General features: G+C 67.8%; 12 protein-coding genes and 1 tRNA gene. 6 read left to right on the top strand and 7 right to left on the bottom strand.

The annotated features are described in order from the left end of the window. Positions 1 to 94 precede the first annotated feature (94 nt). The 4 genes from J3S89_RS04645 (at position 95) to metH (ending at position 7,425) form a co-directional block, all read left to right on the top strand. A complete protein-coding gene (locus J3S89_RS04645; RefSeq protein WP_217926309.1) occupies positions 95 to 1,558 on the top strand; it encodes an undecaprenyl-phosphate glucose phosphotransferase in 1,464 nt (487 codons plus the stop codon). Between the two features lie 220 nt (positions 1,559 to 1,778). Further along, entirely contained in the window at positions 1,779 to 2,765 is a 987-nt protein-coding gene (locus J3S89_RS04640; protein ID WP_230489282.1) for an ArsR/SmtB family transcription factor, read from the top strand. Further along, on the top strand, positions 2,762 to 3,640 hold the full coding sequence (gene metF / locus J3S89_RS04635) for a methylenetetrahydrofolate reductase [NAD(P)H] (RefSeq protein ID WP_217926307.1): 879 nt from the start codon (positions 2,762 to 2,764) through the stop codon (positions 3,638 to 3,640). The genes J3S89_RS04640 and metF overlap by 4 nt, the downstream gene beginning before the upstream one ends. Positions 3,641 to 3,684: 44 nt before the next feature. Beyond that, positions 3,685 to 7,425, top strand: coding sequence for a methionine synthase (gene metH, locus J3S89_RS04630; RefSeq protein ID WP_217926306.1), 3,741 nt, complete (start codon positions 3,685 to 3,687; stop codon positions 7,423 to 7,425). 88 nt (positions 7,426 to 7,513) lie between these two features. Here metH and J3S89_RS04625 read toward each other — a convergent pair whose 3' ends face one another. From J3S89_RS04625 to J3S89_RS04605, 5 genes are all read right to left on the bottom strand, one after another. Then, positions 7,514 to 7,816 (bottom strand): DUF6481 family protein, encoded by a 303-nt coding sequence (locus J3S89_RS04625; protein ID WP_217926305.1) that lies wholly within the window; start codon positions 7,814 to 7,816, stop codon positions 7,514 to 7,516. 79 nt (positions 7,817 to 7,895) lie between these two features. Continuing rightward, positions 7,896 to 8,612 (bottom strand): B3/B4 domain-containing protein, encoded by a 717-nt coding sequence (locus J3S89_RS04620; RefSeq protein ID WP_217926304.1) that lies wholly within the window; start codon positions 8,610 to 8,612, stop codon positions 7,896 to 7,898. Positions 8,613 to 8,693: 81 nt separating this feature from the next. Continuing rightward, a complete protein-coding gene (locus J3S89_RS04615) occupies positions 8,694 to 9,776 on the bottom strand; it encodes a DUF2336 domain-containing protein (RefSeq protein WP_217926303.1) in 1,083 nt (360 codons plus the stop codon). A gap of 236 nt (positions 9,777 to 10,012) precedes the next feature. Further along, positions 10,013 to 10,087: transfer RNA gene (locus J3S89_RS04610), tRNA-Glu, on the bottom strand. 182 nt (positions 10,088 to 10,269) lie between these two features. Continuing rightward, positions 10,270 to 11,718, bottom strand: a complete 1,449-nt coding sequence (locus tag J3S89_RS04605) for an NAD-dependent succinate-semialdehyde dehydrogenase (protein ID WP_217926302.1) — start codon at positions 11,716 to 11,718, stop codon at positions 10,270 to 10,272. Positions 11,719 to 11,870: 152 nt separating this feature from the next. Here J3S89_RS04605 and nikR point away from each other — a divergent pair, with 152 nt between their 5' ends. Beyond that, positions 11,871 to 12,326 (top strand): nickel-responsive transcriptional regulator NikR, encoded by a 456-nt coding sequence (gene nikR / locus J3S89_RS04600; protein ID WP_217926301.1) that lies wholly within the window; start codon positions 11,871 to 11,873, stop codon positions 12,324 to 12,326. A 9-nt stretch (positions 12,327 to 12,335) separates the two neighbouring features. Here nikR and J3S89_RS04595 read toward each other — a convergent pair whose 3' ends face one another. Both J3S89_RS04595 and J3S89_RS04590 read right to left on the bottom strand, forming a co-directional pair. Beyond that, positions 12,336 to 12,629, bottom strand: a complete 294-nt coding sequence (locus J3S89_RS04595) for a hypothetical protein (protein WP_217926300.1) — start codon at positions 12,627 to 12,629, stop codon at positions 12,336 to 12,338. A gap of 30 nt (positions 12,630 to 12,659) precedes the next feature. Continuing rightward, positions 12,660 to 14,051 carry a patatin-like phospholipase family protein gene (locus J3S89_RS04590; RefSeq protein ID WP_217926299.1) on the bottom strand — a complete coding sequence of 464 codons (1,392 nt, stop codon included), beginning with the start codon at positions 14,049 to 14,051 and terminating at the stop codon, positions 12,660 to 12,662. 642 nt (positions 14,052 to 14,693) lie between these two features. Here J3S89_RS04590 and J3S89_RS04585 point away from each other — a divergent pair. Next, a complete protein-coding gene (locus J3S89_RS04585) occupies positions 14,694 to 15,182 on the top strand; it encodes a DUF2971 domain-containing protein (protein WP_217926298.1) in 489 nt (162 codons plus the stop codon). Positions 15,183 to 15,304 lie beyond the last annotated feature (122 nt).

The raw sequence follows: 15,304 nt of genomic DNA, 5'->3' as shown, positions 1-15,304 counted from the left end.
GGAACCAGTTCTCGCTGGAATGCGGGCCTGACCCGAGGTCAAATGGTTGAGAAATCGTTTATGGCGTCGGTACAGTTTCGTCTCGGGTTGGGTCATGGCCACGTTCGATCACAGTCGACCAAGCGCACATCTCTGGAAGGGTGGTCTGGTCGGCCGCAACAGCCGGCGATGGTCGATCGAATTCCTTCAGGCGACCGCCGTGGTCGTCGACGTGGTCCTCGCCATCGGCAGCGCCCTGCTCGCGGCCTATGTCTATCAGGGCTATTTCCCGGCCGACATGAGCGACCTTCTGGTCTCGGTCTCGCTGCTCGCGGCGCTGCTTCTGGTCGGCTACATGGCGCTGCGCGGCGCCTATCGCATCGCTCATCTGAGCGAGGCGCGCCATCAGGCGGTGTGGGTGTTGCAGGGCTGGGCGTTCGTCTTCTTCAATCTGGCGTGGATCGCCTTCCTCCTCAGAAGCACCGAGGCGTTCTCGCGCGGCACGGTCTCGCTGTGGTTCGTGATCGGCGGCTTCCTGCTCTTCGCCGCGCACGGCTTCGGCGCCAAGATGCTGGCGCGGGCCTATGTCGAGGGGCGGATCGCGCACAGCCGGGTGGCGGTGGTGGCGATCGCCGAGGAGGTCGGGGCGATCCGCATCGTCGAGCGGCTGGCGCGCGAGGGGATCGAGATCGCCTCGGTCTCGCTGATCTCGCCGTCCGAGCAGAGCGCGGCGGCGGCGGAGGAGGCGGGGCGCAGCGTCGCCGTCGACGTCCGCACGGCGCTCGCCGATCGTCGTCTCGACGGGATCTTCGTGTTCGGCTCGTGGAACGACCGCCGCCGGATCGAGGAGTTGAAGGCGGTGTTGTCGCCGGTTCCGGTGCAGATGCATCTCTTCGCCGATCACGAGATGGAGCGGATGCTGCGGCGTCCCCAGGTCCATGTCGGTGATCTGATCGGGCTCGAGCTGCAGCGCGCGCCGCTGACCCGGCTCGACCGCGCGCTGAAGCGGATGCTCGACATCGTCGTGGCGTTGGTCGGGCTGGTGCTGCTGGCGCCGTTGATGGGGCTCACCGCGCTGGCGGTGGTGGCGGAGAGCGGCTTCCCGGTGCTGTTCCGGCAGCATCGCAAGGGGTTCGGGGCGCGGCCCTTCTCCATCCTCAAATTCCGCTCGATGACGGTGCGCGAGAACGGCGACGACGTCGTCCAGGCCTCGCGCCGCGACGCGCGGGTGACGCGGGTCGGGCGGATGATCCGCCGCACCTCGATCGACGAACTGCCGCAGCTCTTCAACGTGCTGAAGGGCGACATGTCGATCGTCGGGCCGCGGCCGCACGCGGTCGCCCACGACGATTATTACGACGGGCTGATCGCCTCCTATGCGCTGCGCCAGCACGTCAAGCCGGGCATCACCGGCTGGGCCCAGGTGAAGGGCTTGCGCGGCGAGACCCGCGACGTCGAGCAGATGCGGGCGCGGGTCGAGCACGATCTGTGGTACATCAACAACTGGTCGATCTGGCTCGACATCCGCATCATCCTGCTGACGGCGCTCAAGGTCTTCTTCGACGAGAACGCCTACTGAGGGCAGGCGAGGGCCGCCCGCCCCCGCCTCCCCGCCTCGGACGCCGATCCGAACGGCGCGATCATTCGGTCGTTGAAATGATATAAAGATATCTTTATATCGTTCTTCCATGACGACCGAGGCCGTGCCCCACCTTCCTTTCTCCGCGAGCGACGCGACACCGGGTTCCGGCGCCGTGGCGCTCGCCTCGCCGCGCCTCCACGGGGTCTCGTCGGAGGCGATGGTGGCGGCGCTCCGGGCGGGGGGCGAACCGTCGCGTCTCAGGATCCTGACGCTGCTCGCCGAGGGTGATCTCACGGTCAAGGATCTGACCGGCATCCTCGGCCAATCGCAGCCGCGCATCTCGCGCCATCTGAAGCTTCTGACCGAGGCGGGGCTGGTCGATCGCTTCCCCGAGGGGGCCTGGGTCTATTACCGGCTCGCCGATCGCGGCGCGGTGGGGGCGCTGGTCGGCGGGCTGATCGCCGCGCTCGACCGGGCGGATCCGACGACGTCGCGCGATCTCGAGCGGCTGGCGGCGGTCAAGCGGGCGCATGCGGAACGCACCGCCGCCTATTTCGCCGCCCATGCCGGGGACTGGGAACGGCTGCGCTCGCTCCATGTGGAGGAGGCGCGGGTGGAGGAGGCGATCCGCTCGATCCTCGGCAACGCGCCCTTCGCGGCGCTGCTCGACGTCGGCACCGGCACCGGGCGGCTCCTGACGCTCCTCGCCGATCGCTACGACCGCGCCGTCGGCATCGACGCCTCGCACGACATGTTGACGGCGGCGCGTAGCGAGCTCGATCGCGCCGGACTGACGCGGGCGCGGGTGCAGCAGGGCGACGTCCATGCGCTCGGGCAGCCGCGCGATGCCTTCGACGTCGTCACCATCCATCAGGTGCTGCACTATCTCGACGATCCCGGTTCGGCGATCCGCGAGGCGGCGCGCGCGCTCCGGCCGGGCGGGCGGCTGCTGGTGGTCGACTTCGCGCCGCATGCGCTCGAGTTCCTGCGCGAGAGCCACGCCCATCGCCGGCTCGGCTTCGCCCATGCCGATCTCGCCCGGCTGATGGAACAGGCCGGGCTCGAACTCGTCGAGATCCGCGACCTGCCGCCGAGCCCCGACCGCGCCTGCGGCGGCGACGGGGCGCTCACCGTCACGCTCTGGCTCGCCCGCGATCCCCGGATCCTCGTCGCCTCCGATACTCACTCGAAAGTCACGACATGACCGCGTCCTCGCCCTCTCGTCCCTCGATCTCCTTCGAATTCTTCCCGCCCAAGACGGAGAAGATGGAAGCCGCCCTGTGGCGGGCGATCGAGGCGCTGGCGCCGCTCGCGCCGTCCTTCGTCTCGGTCACCTACGGCGCGGGCGGGTCGACGCGGGAGCGCACCCACGACACGGTCGCGCGCATCGTGCGCGAGACGACGCTGAAGCCGGCGGCGCATCTGACCTGCGTCTCGGCGACGCGGGCGGAGGTCGACGAGGTGATCCGCGCCTATGCGGCGGCGGGCGTCGGCCACATCGTGGCGCTGCGCGGCGATCCGCCGGAGGGCGTCGGCGAGGCCTATCGGCCCCATCCGGGCGGCTACGCCTACGCCTCCGATCTCGTCGCCGGGATCGCGGCCATCGGCGGCTTCGAGATTTCGGTCGGGGCCTATCCCGAGCGCCATCCCGAGAGCGCCGACTGGGCGACCGAGATCGACAATCTGAAGCGCAAGGTCGATGCCGGGGCTAGCCGGGCGATCACCCAGTTCTTCTTCGACGACGATCTCTTCGAGGATTTCCTCGAGCGAGTGCGCGCGGCCGGGATCTCGATCCCGATCGTGCCGGGGATCATTCCGATCCACAATTTCTCCGCCGTCGCGGGCTTCGCCGAGAAGACCGGCGCCAGCGTCCCGCGCTCGGTCGGCGAACGCTTCGGTCGGGTCGGCGACACGCCCGAGGAACGGGCGCAGGCGGCGATCGACTTCGGCATCGAGCAGGTCGCCGACTTGCGCGCGCGCGGCGTCGAGGACTTCCATTTCTACACGATGAACCGCGCGGATCTGGTCACGCGCATCGTCGAGGCGCTGGGGATCTGGTCGCCCGAGACGCTCGCCTGACCGACCCCTCGTCCATCCTCGCTTCCCGATCGAAAGACACGTCCATGACCGCGCCCTTCACCCATTCCGCCGCCACCGCCGCGAAACTCGCCGAGACGCTGAACGCGGCGGCAAGCGCGCGCATCCTCGTCCTCGACGGCGCCATGGGCACGATGATCCAGCGCCACGGCCTGACCGAGGCCGATTATCGCGGCGACCGCTTCGCGGCCCACGAGCGCGACCTCAAGGGCAACAACGATCTCCTCTCGATCACCCGGCCCGACGTGATCCGCGGCATCCATGCCCAGTATCTCGCCGCCGGCGCCGACATCGTCGAGACCAACACCTTCTCGGCGACGACGATCGCGCAGGCCGATTACGCGCTCGAGAGCGCCGCCTACGATCTCAACGTCGAGGGCGCGCGGCGGGCGCGCGAGGCCTGCGACGCGGCCTTCGCCGCCGATCCGTCGCGGCCGCGCTTCGTCGCCGGGGCGATCGGGCCGACCAACCGCACCGCCTCGATCTCGCCGGACGTCAACGATCCCGGCTTCCGCGCCGTGAGTTTCGACGATCTGCGGGTGGCCTACGCGGAAGCGGCGCGCGGGCTCGTCGACGGCGGCGCCGACATTCTCCTGGTCGAGACGATCTTCGACACGCTCAACGCCAAGGCGGCGCTCTTCGCGATCGACGAGGTGTTCGAGGAGAAGGGCTTCCGCCTGCCGGTGATGATTTCCGGCACGATCACCGATCTCTCGGGCCGCACGCTCTCCGGCCAGACGCCGGCGGCATTCTGGTACTCGCTCCGCCATGCGAAGCCGTTCTCGATCGGCCTCAACTGCGCGCTCGGCGCGCGCGAGATGCGTGCCCACATCGACGAGATCGGCCGGGTCGCCGACACCTTCGTCTGCGCCTATCCGAACGCGGGGCTTCCCAACGAATTCGGCCTCTACGACGAGAGCCCGGAGGCGATGTCGGCGCTCGTCGGCGAATTCGCCGCCTCCGGCCTCGTCAACGTGGTCGGCGGCTGCTGCGGCACCACGCCGGACCACATCGCGGCGATCGCCAAGGCCGTCGCCGGCCATGCGCCGCGCGTCGTGCCGGAGATCGAGCCGCGCATGCGCCTCTCCGGCCTCGAGCCCTTCGTGCATCTTCCCGAGATGCGCTTCGTCAACATCGGCGAGCGCACCAACGTCACCGGCTCGGCCAAGTTCCGCAAGCTGATCCAGGCGGGCGACTACACGGCGGCGCTCGCCGTCGCCAAGGAGCAGATCGAGGCGGGCGCGGCGATCATCGACGTCAACATGGACGAGGGCCTGCTCGACGGCGAGGCCGCGATGACGACCTTCCTCAATCTCGTCGCCTCCGAACCCGACATCGCCAAGGTGCCGGTGATGGTCGATTCGTCGAAATGGTCGGTGATCGAGGCGGGGCTGAAGTGCCTGCAGGGCAAGGGGATCGTCAATTCGATCTCGCTCAAGGAGGGCGAGGAAGCCTTCGTCGCGCAGGCGCGGAAGGTGCGCGCCTATGGCGCCGCCGTGGTCGTCATGGCCTTCGACGAGACCGGACAGGCCGACACGCTCGCCCGCAAGAAGGAGATCTGCGCCCGCTCCTACGAGATCCTGACGAGGCAAGTCGGCTTCCCGCCGGAAGACATCATCTTCGATCCCAACGTCTTCGCGGTGGCGACCGGCATCGAGGAACACGCCAATTACGGCGTCGACTTCATCGAGGCGACCCGCTTCATCCACGACACGCTGCCGCATGCCCATGTCTCGGGCGGCGTCTCGAACCTCTCCTTCGCCTTCCGCGGCAACGATCCCGTCCGCGAGGCGATGCATTCGGTGTTCCTCTACCACGCGATCCAGGTCGGCATGGACTTCGGCATCGTCAACGCCGGCCAGCTCAAGGTCTATGACGAGCTGACGCCGGATCTGCGCGATCTCGCCGAGGACGTGGTGCTGAACCGCCGTGCGGACGCCACCGAGCGGCTGCTCGAAGCCGCGCCGCGCTTCAAGGGCGAGGTCGGCAAGGCGCGCGAGGTCGATCTCTCCTGGCGCGAGGCGCCGGTCGCGAAGCGGCTCGAACACGCGCTGGTCAACGGCATCACCGACTACATCGAGGCCGACGTGGAGGAGGCGCGCGTCGCCTCGGCGCGTCCGCTCGACGTGATCGAGGGGCCGCTGATGGCCGGCATGAACGTGGTCGGCGACCTCTTCGGCTCGGGCAAGATGTTCCTGCCGCAGGTGGTGAAGTCGGCCCGGGTGATGAAGCAGGCGGTCGCCGTGCTGATGCCCTACATGGACGCGGAAAAGGCGGCCGGTGGCGGCGAGGGGCGTTCGACGGCGGGCAAGATCGTGCTCGCCACCGTCAAGGGCGACGTCCACGACATCGGCAAGAACATCGTCGGCGTCGTGCTCGCCTGCAACAATTTCGACGTGGTCGACCTCGGCGTGATGGTGCCGGCCGCCAAGATCCTGGAGCGGGCGCGCGAGGAGAAGGCCGACATCATCGGTCTCTCCGGCCTCATCACGCCGTCGCTCGACGAGATGGTGCACGTCGCCTCGGAGATGGAGCGGCAGGGCTTCGACGTGCCGCTTCTGATCGGTGGCGCGACGACGTCGCGCGTCCACACGGCGGTGAAGATCGATCCGGCCTACGACCGCAATCAAGCGGTCTATGTGGTCGACGCCAGCCGCGCGGTCGGGGTCGCCTCGTCGCTGATCGGCGCCGACCGGACCCGCGTCAAGGCGGAGATCGCCGCCGACTACGTCAAGATCCGCGAGGGTCATGCGCGTGGTCGAGCCGAGAAGGAGCGGGTATCGTTGGCCGACGCGCGCGCCGCCGCCTTCAAGCCCGATTTCGTCGCCCATCCGCCGAAGAAGCCGTCGCTCCTGGGCCTGCGACCCATCGACGTGGCGATCGAGACGCTGGTGCCCTTCATCGACTGGACGCCGTTCTTCGCCACCTGGGAGCTGATCGGCCGCTATCCGGCGATCCTCTCCGACGCCAAGGTCGGCCCGGCGGCGAAGGCGCTCTTCGAGGACGCGCAGGCGATGCTGAAGAAGCTGATCGCGGAAGGGTCGCTCGTCGCCAAGGGCGTGGTCGGCTTTTGGCCGGCGCAGGCCGACGGCGACGACATCGCGATCTATGCCGAGGACGGCCGCCACACCCGGATCGCCACGCTCCACACCCTGCGTCAGCAGATGGACCGCAAGGGCGGGGCGCGCGCGAACTTGGCGCTCTCCGACTTCGTCGCGCCGATCGGCGGGCCGAAGGACTGGGTCGGCGCCTTCGCCGTCACCGCCGGCATCGGCGAGGCGGCGATCGCGGAGGCCTATGCGCGGGCCAACGACGACTATTCCAAGATCCTCAGTCAGGCGCTCGCCGATCGTCTGGCGGAGGCCTTCGCCGAGTGGCTGCACCAGCAGGTCCGCAAGGAGCTGTGGGGCTATGCGAGCGACGAGGCGCTGACGCCGGCCGATCTGATCGCGGAGAAGTACCAGGGCATTCGGCCGGCGCCGGGCTATCCGGCCCAGCCCGACCACACCGAGAAGGCGACCTTGTGGAAGCTGCTCGATCCGTCGCATCGTGCCGGGATCGAGTTGACCGAGAGCTTCGCCATGCATCCGGCGGCGTCGGTGTCGGGGCTCTATTTCTCGCATCCCGACAGCCATTATTTCGGCGTCGGCAAGATCGAGCGCGATCAGGTCGAGGACTACGCGAAGCGCAAGGGCTGGGATCTCGCCACCGCCGAGCGGTGGCTGGCGCCGATCCTCGCCTATCAGCCGGGAAAGCCGGCGGCCTGAGGGCCGCCGGATCCACTCGGACACGACGATGCGACCGTCGCCCGGGGGCGACGGTCGTTTCCGTTCGGAACGGTCGAGGAGGGGCCGATCAGCCCTGCTTGCGCGCCTTGCGGGCGGCGTAGCGGGCGTCGCGCGCGGCCTTGGCGGCAGCGGCGGCGGCCTCGGCGTCCGCGGCGGCCTGGGCTTCGGCGGCGTCGCGGGCGGCCTTCTCGGCCTCGATCTTGGCGAGGCGCGCCTGTTCCTTGGCCTCGGCGGCGGCGAGGCGCGCGGCTGTGCGTGCCATCACCTCCGGATCGTCGGCGGCGGGGCGCGCCTTGAACTTCTCGAGCAGGGCCGCCTTGGCGGCGTCGGCGGTCTTGCGGCGTTCGGAGAAAGAGTCACGGTTCTTCATTGCGTCTTCATAGTGTTCGCGGCCGGGTTTGACCAGCCCGGCGAATGGATTTCCCTGCGGTCTTCGAGGGGGGCGGGGGTCACGGCATCGCCAGCGCCGCGCGGGGCGTCGCCGCATCGGCGACCGTAACCGCCGTGCGGCCGCCGCAGAAGCCCTCGATCAGGCCGCAGACGTCGGCGAGAGCGGCGTCGAGATCGCCGACGCCGAGGGACTGGATGGTCAGGACCACCCGCGTCGAGGTCGGCGCGACCAGCGAGCGGGCGTCCTGGCGCCAGTTCCAGCGGCGGCAGAGCACCTTCTCGGCGTCGGTATAGACCACTTCGCCCGGCTTCGGCGCGGCATCGGCCGGGTCGGCCTCCTCGCCGCCGGCCATGTCGACGAAGGTGTCGTCGGGGCGGGAGAGGCGGAAGAAGACATCCCCGACGATGCGGTCGAGATCGTCGGCGCCGATCGGGAACACATGGCTCGACGAGACGGCGTTGTAGGCGTCGACGAAACCGTTGATGCGCGGCGCCTCGCGTTCGGCGAGCACGTTCTTGACCAGCCGCTCGACCGAGCAGCGGTAGCGCGTCGACTTGATGCCGAAGGCCTTGTAGGCGAGCCGCCAGGCCTTGATGCCGGGGATGTCGCCGAGTTCGCGGCCGCCCCAGGCGGCGCGCACGGCCTCGGCGCGGGTGGCGATCAGCCGGTCGAGTTCGGGCGGGCGTTCGGAGGGGATCGTCAACCCCTCGGCGACGACGACCCCGACGCGGAAATCGGGAAAGGAGGCGGCGAGGTCGGAGAGATCGACGTGCATGGAAACCGTTTCGCCGTGGGCGGGACTCGGTGCGATCCTACCGGCGGAGCGCGCCGTCTCCAACCCCGGTCGTCGCGAGGTTCAGACCTTCTCGCCCGCCCAACGGCGGACGCGGGCGCGTGCCTCGTCGGCGTCGGTGGCCTGGAACGCGAGCATCGCCGCCTCGCGGGCGCGCGCGTCGAGCCGGTGCAGCCACGGCCCGATCATCAGCACTTCGGCGACGGTCTCGCTCTTGAGGCCGACGGCGCGGGCGACCTTCACGAAGGCCTCGGTGTCGAGCGACACCATCATGTGTTTGACGAGATCGAGCGGCAGCCCGGTCACTTCGGTGAGGACATGGACGATCTCGGGGAAGCGGTCGGTCTGGGCGAGCCGGCGGATGAAGGGGTCGAGCTGGTGGCGGGCCTCGCCGAGGCGCGAGAGCACGGAGGCGGCAGAATCGAAGTCCCAGCTCTCGAGCCAGCCGTCCTCGGTCAGGCGGATCGAGCGGGCGACATGGGCGATCGAATCGCCGTCGCGGCGATGACTGACGCGGTCCCCGAGGGAGCGGCGGATTTCCGCGCTGCCGTTGGCCTGGAGGAAGCGCACCACGAGATCGGGCAGATCGACGCGGGCGATCAGCACCAGGCCGACCTTCTCGTCGTCGCGCGCCTGGAGCGACAGGCGGGCGAAGCTCTTGTCGGAGAAATGGGCCCCGGCATTGCCGGTGACGATGCGGCGGACGTCGTCGTCGCCGCGCAGGACCAGGACGTCGGTGACGCGGATCGACAGCTCGGGCCGCTCGGCGATGGCGCCCATGTGGCTGCTGCCGCAACGGCGGGCGACGTCGACGAGATCCTCGTCGGTGAGGGCCGGGGAGAGCCGCAGGATCGGCCCGGCCACGTCGATGTCGTCCTGGGCGAGGACCAGCAGGACTCCGCGCGGGGGGGCCGCGGCGGTGGCGATGCGATCGGACAGTTCGATCCGGGTGCCGACCGTGGAGGTGGGGACGATGCGAACGAAAATGGAATCGAAGCGGCTGACGTCGTCGGGCGCGAGGCCATCGGCGCCGGCGCTCCACAACTGGGCGAGCGCGCGCGTCAGTCGATCGCAGAAGTCCGGTCGCAGATCGTTCTTCGTGGCGATCTGATCTGCGACCCGCGCGAGATCTCGCGAAATCGACATCGTGGCTCGAATCGGCATCTGTCGGAGGTCCCACCCTGTTCCGAGAGATCGATCAAACGCCTCGAATCGGGCGAAAATCAAGGGGAGACGGTCGCCAGGGTTTGTGAAAGATGAAGCGAGAAGCGACGCGCGCGCCGAAAGCCACGACCTGCCCCGACGTCTACCGAACTCTACGGATCGTGCGATTTCGGATGGAAATCGGCAAGCCGGAGACGACGAGACGCGTGCGGGAAAAATGGCACTCCCAAGGGGAATCGAACCCCTGTTTTCGCCGTGAGAGGGCGACGTCCTGACCGCTAGACGATGGGAGCAGCGGGTCGGCGGCGATGCGCCAGACGGGGGTCGATATAGCGGGGTCGGAGGACCCGTGCAAGTGGGGGAACGTGATTTCGACGGCGAAATCGTTCCCTCGTGTCGAGGCCGTGGAAAACCTCGGGCGGGCGGCGGGAAGCGGCGGCGTCGCCGCCGCCGTCTCCCGTCCGTCGAGGGGCGCTCAAAGGCCGCCGATGCACAGGTATTTGACGTCGAGATAGTCGTCGAGGCCGTATTTGGAGCCCTCGCGCCCGAATCCCGACGCCTTGACGCCGCCGAACGGGGCGACCTCGGTGGTGATGACGCCGGCGTTGACGCCGATCTGGCCGAACTTCATCTTCTCCGAGACGCGGAAGGCGCGGCCGAGGTCGCGGGTGAAGACGTAGCCGGCGAGGCCGTAGTCCGACCCGTTGGCGAGGCGGATCGCCTCCTCCTCGGTCTCGAAGCGGAAGAGGGGGGCGACGGGGCCGAAGATCTCGTCGACGGCGAAGGCCATGTCGGGCGTCGCGCCGGTGATCACGGTCGGCTCGTAGAAGGTCAGCCCGAGCGCATGGCGCTTGCCTCCGACGGCGATGGTGCCGCCCTTGGCGAGGGCGTCGGCGACGAAGCTCTCGACCTTGACGACCGCCTTCTCCTCGATCAGCGGGCCTTGGACGACGCCGGCCTCGAAGCCGTCGCCGACCTTCAGGCTCGCGACGGCGGCCGCGAACTTGGTGGCGAAGGCGTCGTAGACGCCGGCCTGGACGAAGAAGCGGTTGGTGCAGACGCAGGTCTGGCCGGAGTTGCGGAACTTCGAGGCGACCGCCTGGGTGACCGCCAGATCGACGTCGGTGTCGTCGAAGATGAGGAAGGGCGCGTTGCCGCCGAGTTCCATCGAGACGCGCTTCAGCGCTTCCGACGCCCGGCCGGCGAGCCGGCGGCCGACGGCGGTCGAGCCGGTGAAGGTGATCTTGCGGACGGCCGGGTTCTCGATGAACTCGTCGCCGATCGGCGCGGCGGTGCCGGTGACGATGTTGACGACGCCGGCCGGTACTCCGGCCTTCTCGGCGAGGATGCCCCAGGCGAGACCGGAATAGGGGGTGAGCTCGGCCGGCTTCACCACCGCCGTGCAGCCGGCGGCGAGCGCGGCGCCGAGCTTCCTGGAGATCATCGAGGAGGGGAAGTTCCAGGGGGTGATCGCGGCGATCACGCCGACGGGCTCCTTCTGGACGAGGATGCGGCGGTCGGCCCAGGGCGAGGGGATGGTGTCGCCGTAGACGCGGCGGGCTTCTTCCGCGAACCAGCGCACATAGGCGGCCGAGCCGGAGACCTCGCCCTTGGCCTCGGCCAGGGGCTTGCCCTGTTCGAGGGTGAGGAGTTCGCCGAGGGCGTCGACGTTCTCGAGGATCAGGTCGGCGAGGCGGTGCAGGATGGTGGCGCGCTCGGCGGCGGTCTTGGCGGCCCAGGCCGGGAAGGCGGCCTCGGCCGCGGCGATGGCGCGGGCGGTCTCGGCGCGGCCGCAGTTGGGGATGCGGCCGATCTCGGCGCCGGTCGCCGGATTGATCACGGCGTGGGTCTCGCCGCTGTCGGCGCCGACCCAGGCGCCGGCGATGAGATTGGCTTCGCGCAGGAAGGGATTGCTCGCGCTCACGGCGTTTCCTCCGTCATGGGTGTTCGTGGTCGGGAGAAGAGGATCCGCCTCCCGAACGATCGTCAAGGGCCGCCGCCGCTCGAGAGCTCTGCGGAGCGGATGACGCCGCGCGGCGCAGGGCTTAGGCTCCGTTCGATTTCGAGGATTCGCCGATGCAACGCGTGACCGTCACTCTCGACGACGACCTGATGGGCGAGATCGATCGCTTCATGGGAGATCGCGGCTATTCCAACCGCTCCGAGGCGCTGCGCGATCTGGCGCGCGCCGGCATCGCCCATGCCGACGAAGGGGTCGGGGCGGATCGCGCTTGCGTCGCCGCGCTGATCTATGCCTATGACCCGCAGGTGCGCGATCTGGCGCGGCGGCTGGTGGAGATCCACCAGAGCCGGCGCGATCTCGGGCTCGGCGTCCTGGCGACGCCGCTCGGGGCGGACGGGCGGCTCGAGGTGGCGTTGCTCGAGGGCTCGACCTCGGAGGTGCGTCGCTTGGCCGAGACGATCACCACCGAGCGCGGGGTGCGTCACGGCCGGCTGGTCGTCGTGCCGCTCGGCGAGGAGGCCCGGCCGGTCGTCGACGCCGACGGGCTCGCCTACGAAGCGCAGGACTGAGCCGCGCCTTCAGCGGTGGCCGTGGCCGTGGCTGCCGTGGACGTGATCGCCGTGATCGTGATCATGGGTCTCGCCGGCGCCCTCGTGCGGGTCGGCGTGATCGTGGGCGCCCTGATGCAGATGCTCATGGGTATGGGCATGCTCGTGGGTATGGGTATGGGCATGCGGATGGTCGTGGACGAGGTCGCCGTGGCGGTGCTCGTGAGAATGCACGTGCGTGTGCGGATGGGCGTGGCGATGCTCGTGCGGGTGCTCGTGCGGCTCGGGATGGGCATGGCCATGAGCCGTGGTCTCGTCGTGCATCGCGTTCTCCCGCTCGCGCCGGGGGCGTGATCAGCGTTCGTCCGACTTCGGCCCGAACACCTTGCGGATCACCGCCTCGCCCGCTTCCACCGTCATCTTGACCTGATCGGGCTCGAGTTTGAAGCGGGTCGGCACGCGACCGAGCGCCGCCGCGCGGGTGGTCCCCAGATCCTCGAAGGAGACGCGGTCGAGACGGATCGAGACGGCGTCGCAGACCCAGCCCTCGGTCGAGCCGCGCACGGCGGTGACCTCGTCGGGCGGGAGCGAGCAGCGCCACTGTTTCAGCCGCTGTTCCCACAGTTTCATCTGAAGCCGCATGACCTCGTAGGAGGAGCGCACGGCGCTGTCGACGGCGGTGTCGGCGACGGCGTCGAGCAGCTCCTGGGCGTTGGGGCCCTCGAGGGTCTTGGTCCAGTCGCCGGCGACGTTGCGGCCGGCGTCGACGACGATGAACTGGAAGTTCGACACCGAGATCGCGTCGGCCTTGGTCATCGGGCGATAGGGCTCGCGGGCCGCGGCCATCTGCACGTTGAAGGCGGAGAGGCCCCAGTTGTCGGTCAGGCCGCCGTCGAGCAGCTTGAGGAACTTGATCTTGTCGGCGTCGCGATAGTCGTTCAGCGCCTTCAGATAGGCTTTGACGATCGGCGAGGTGTCGCGGCTGTGGGCCTGGGCCTCGAGGTCGTCGGGCAGCTTGAAGCCGCATTTCTTGGCGTAGTTCTGGATCACCTCCGGCGCGAAGACGATCGGCACGGCGGCCGAGGCGGCGACGGCCTCGGAGACCGGATAGCTTTCCCAATCCGAGCAGATCGCCGCGAAGGTGACCGGCTCGAAGACGAAGGGGGTCTTGGCGTAGATGTCGGAGGCGTTGATCCACACCACCGGGCGGCCGGGGCGGGAGAGATCCTTCAGGGTGGCGTTGCCGAAGAGGTTCTTCTGGAGCCAGGTCGGCAGGCCCGATCGGTCGTTCACGCCGCCGTCCATGGCGCGGACCATGTTGCCGACCGAATAGACCTGGGTGCGCAGGCTCTCCTCGGCGTCGCGATAGAGGAAGCGGCTCTCGAAATCGGTGAGGGCGCCGCGTCCCTTGAGGCCGAAATAGGCCGCCGTGACCGAGCCGCCGGAGACGCCGGAGACGAAGCGGACCTGATCGATCATGGCGCCGCCGCCGGGCGCCTCGACCTGCGACAGGCCCTTCAGCACGCCGAAGGAGAAGGCGGCCGCGCGGGTGCCGCCGCCGGAGAAGGCGAGCGCGACGATGGTCGAGCGCAGCGTGTCGTCGCCGGCCATCGTGTTGACCTGGGTCAGACGCGGCAGGGCGGAGGGGCGATTGACCGGCGCATTGTCGATCGAGGCGCAGCTCGTGAGGAGGCCCGCGAGAAGCGCGGGCACGGCGAGGGCGCGCGAGAGAATCGAGAGCGACATGAGGCGTACGGCGGTTTCGACGGAGGAGAGGGGGCAGCTCCTACAAAGCGGGGGAATGCGGCGGGGAGAGGGCGAGGGGAGGGGAAATTGCTGCGGTGCGGTGTGGCGAGCGCACTGATCTATGGGGTTCCCTCCGATGATGCATCATCAAAAGTGTTTTTGATCAACACATCGGAGAATATGGAAGTAGTCTATACTGAAGCCCATACAGGCTCCTTTCTCGATTAAATTTCAAGCTTCGGCCGGAGAGATCACTTGCCAATCCGAGAGCACCCTAGTTTTGAGCGACCGCCGATCTCATCGCGACTCTGGCGATACACTGACTTGCCAAAATTTCTAGACTTGCTGACGTCACGACGGCTCTGGCTGACGAACGCGGAGGTACTGGCTTCTGAGGACCCATATGAGGGTTTGCCTGGGCCGATTCAGTTCCCTCACAGAACGTGGAGAAATATTGAGGAAGTTCCTGAAGTTCTTCGGGTGCAGATACTTAAAAAATATAGTCGAGGCTCCGATGCCTCCCCTGAGGCGTGCTTTCGCGCTTGGCTTCAGATTGAGGAGCAAGTTTGCATAATGAGGCATTTCGGACGGCGTGAGTACTTCGTGAACTGTTGGCATGCGTCGGAATATGAGTCTCTGGCAATGTGGAAGATTTACGGCTCGCCCGGAGCGGGGGTTGCGGTCGTGTCCAATGGTGGCAGACTGGGGGAGGCTCTCGCCACAAATTCCGAGGACTTCCACCTTGGCAAAGTGCGTTATGAGAATCCCGACATTTTGGAATTTGGGATGTCAAACTTGTTCGATTCATTGCTCGTCAAACGCGAGAGCTACTCCTACGAGAAGGAGGTCAGGCTTGTTTATTGGGATACGGGGGTCTTTCACGACGCACTTGCGAACGACGCGTGGAATGAATTGACGATGCGCTTTGATGATTTGGTGGAAGATCAGAGAACTTTGACTCCAGGTTATTCTTTTCAGTGTGACGTCGATGTCCTAATAGAGAGATTGATCGTTTCGCCATTTGCTCCTTCTTGGTATTTGTCGATGATCGAACGATTGAGGGATCAACTGGGTCTCCGCTTCCCAGTCACCGCATCAAAGCTCCTAGCTCCTCCTCCGAAGATTTCCTGAGGCATATAGCGACAGTCCATTATTTCACAGCGACTGGCAAATTGGCTAAGAATTACTTACGGGTCGCGCCAGGTAGGGAACTTAGCGGCTCCCTGACCTCTCACTCTTCCCCTCCGACGCAA

The organism is Pinisolibacter aquiterrae (genome assembly GCF_019160155.1).
GTDB classification, from domain to species: Bacteria; Pseudomonadota; Alphaproteobacteria; order Rhizobiales; family Ancalomicrobiaceae; genus Pinisolibacter; species Pinisolibacter aquiterrae.
Note: the sequence above shows the minus strand (reverse complement) of the source record. Positions and strands in the feature narration are given on the sequence as shown.

Coding starts and splice junctions, on each gene's coding strand:
- J3S89_RS04640 (WP_230489282.1), top strand. CDS start 1,779: ATGGTGGCGGCGCTCCGGGCGGGGGGCGAACCGTCGCGTCTCAGGATC.
- J3S89_RS04595 (WP_217926300.1), bottom strand. CDS start 12,629: ATGCACGACGAGACCACGGCTCATGGCCATGCCCATCCCGAGCCGCAC.
- J3S89_RS04585 (WP_217926298.1), top strand. CDS start 14,694: ATGTGGAAGATTTACGGCTCGCCCGGAGCGGGGGTTGCGGTCGTGTCC.
- J3S89_RS04620 (WP_217926304.1), bottom strand. CDS start 8,612: ATGCACGTCGATCTCTCCGACCTCGCCGCCTCCTTTCCCGATTTCCGC.
- metF (WP_217926307.1), top strand. CDS start 2,762: ATGACCGCGTCCTCGCCCTCTCGTCCCTCGATCTCCTTCGAATTCTTC.
- J3S89_RS04590 (WP_217926299.1), bottom strand. CDS start 14,051: ATGTCGCTCTCGATTCTCTCGCGCGCCCTCGCCGTGCCCGCGCTTCTC.
- J3S89_RS04625 (WP_217926305.1), bottom strand. CDS start 7,816: ATGAAGAACCGTGACTCTTTCTCCGAACGCCGCAAGACCGCCGACGCC.
- nikR (WP_217926301.1), top strand. CDS start 11,871: ATGCAACGCGTGACCGTCACTCTCGACGACGACCTGATGGGCGAGATC.
- J3S89_RS04645 (WP_217926309.1), top strand. CDS start 95: ATGGCCACGTTCGATCACAGTCGACCAAGCGCACATCTCTGGAAGGGT.
- J3S89_RS04615 (WP_217926303.1), bottom strand. CDS start 9,776: ATGTCGATTTCGCGAGATCTCGCGCGGGTCGCAGATCAGATCGCCACG.
- metH (WP_217926306.1), top strand. CDS start 3,685: ATGACCGCGCCCTTCACCCATTCCGCCGCCACCGCCGCGAAACTCGCC.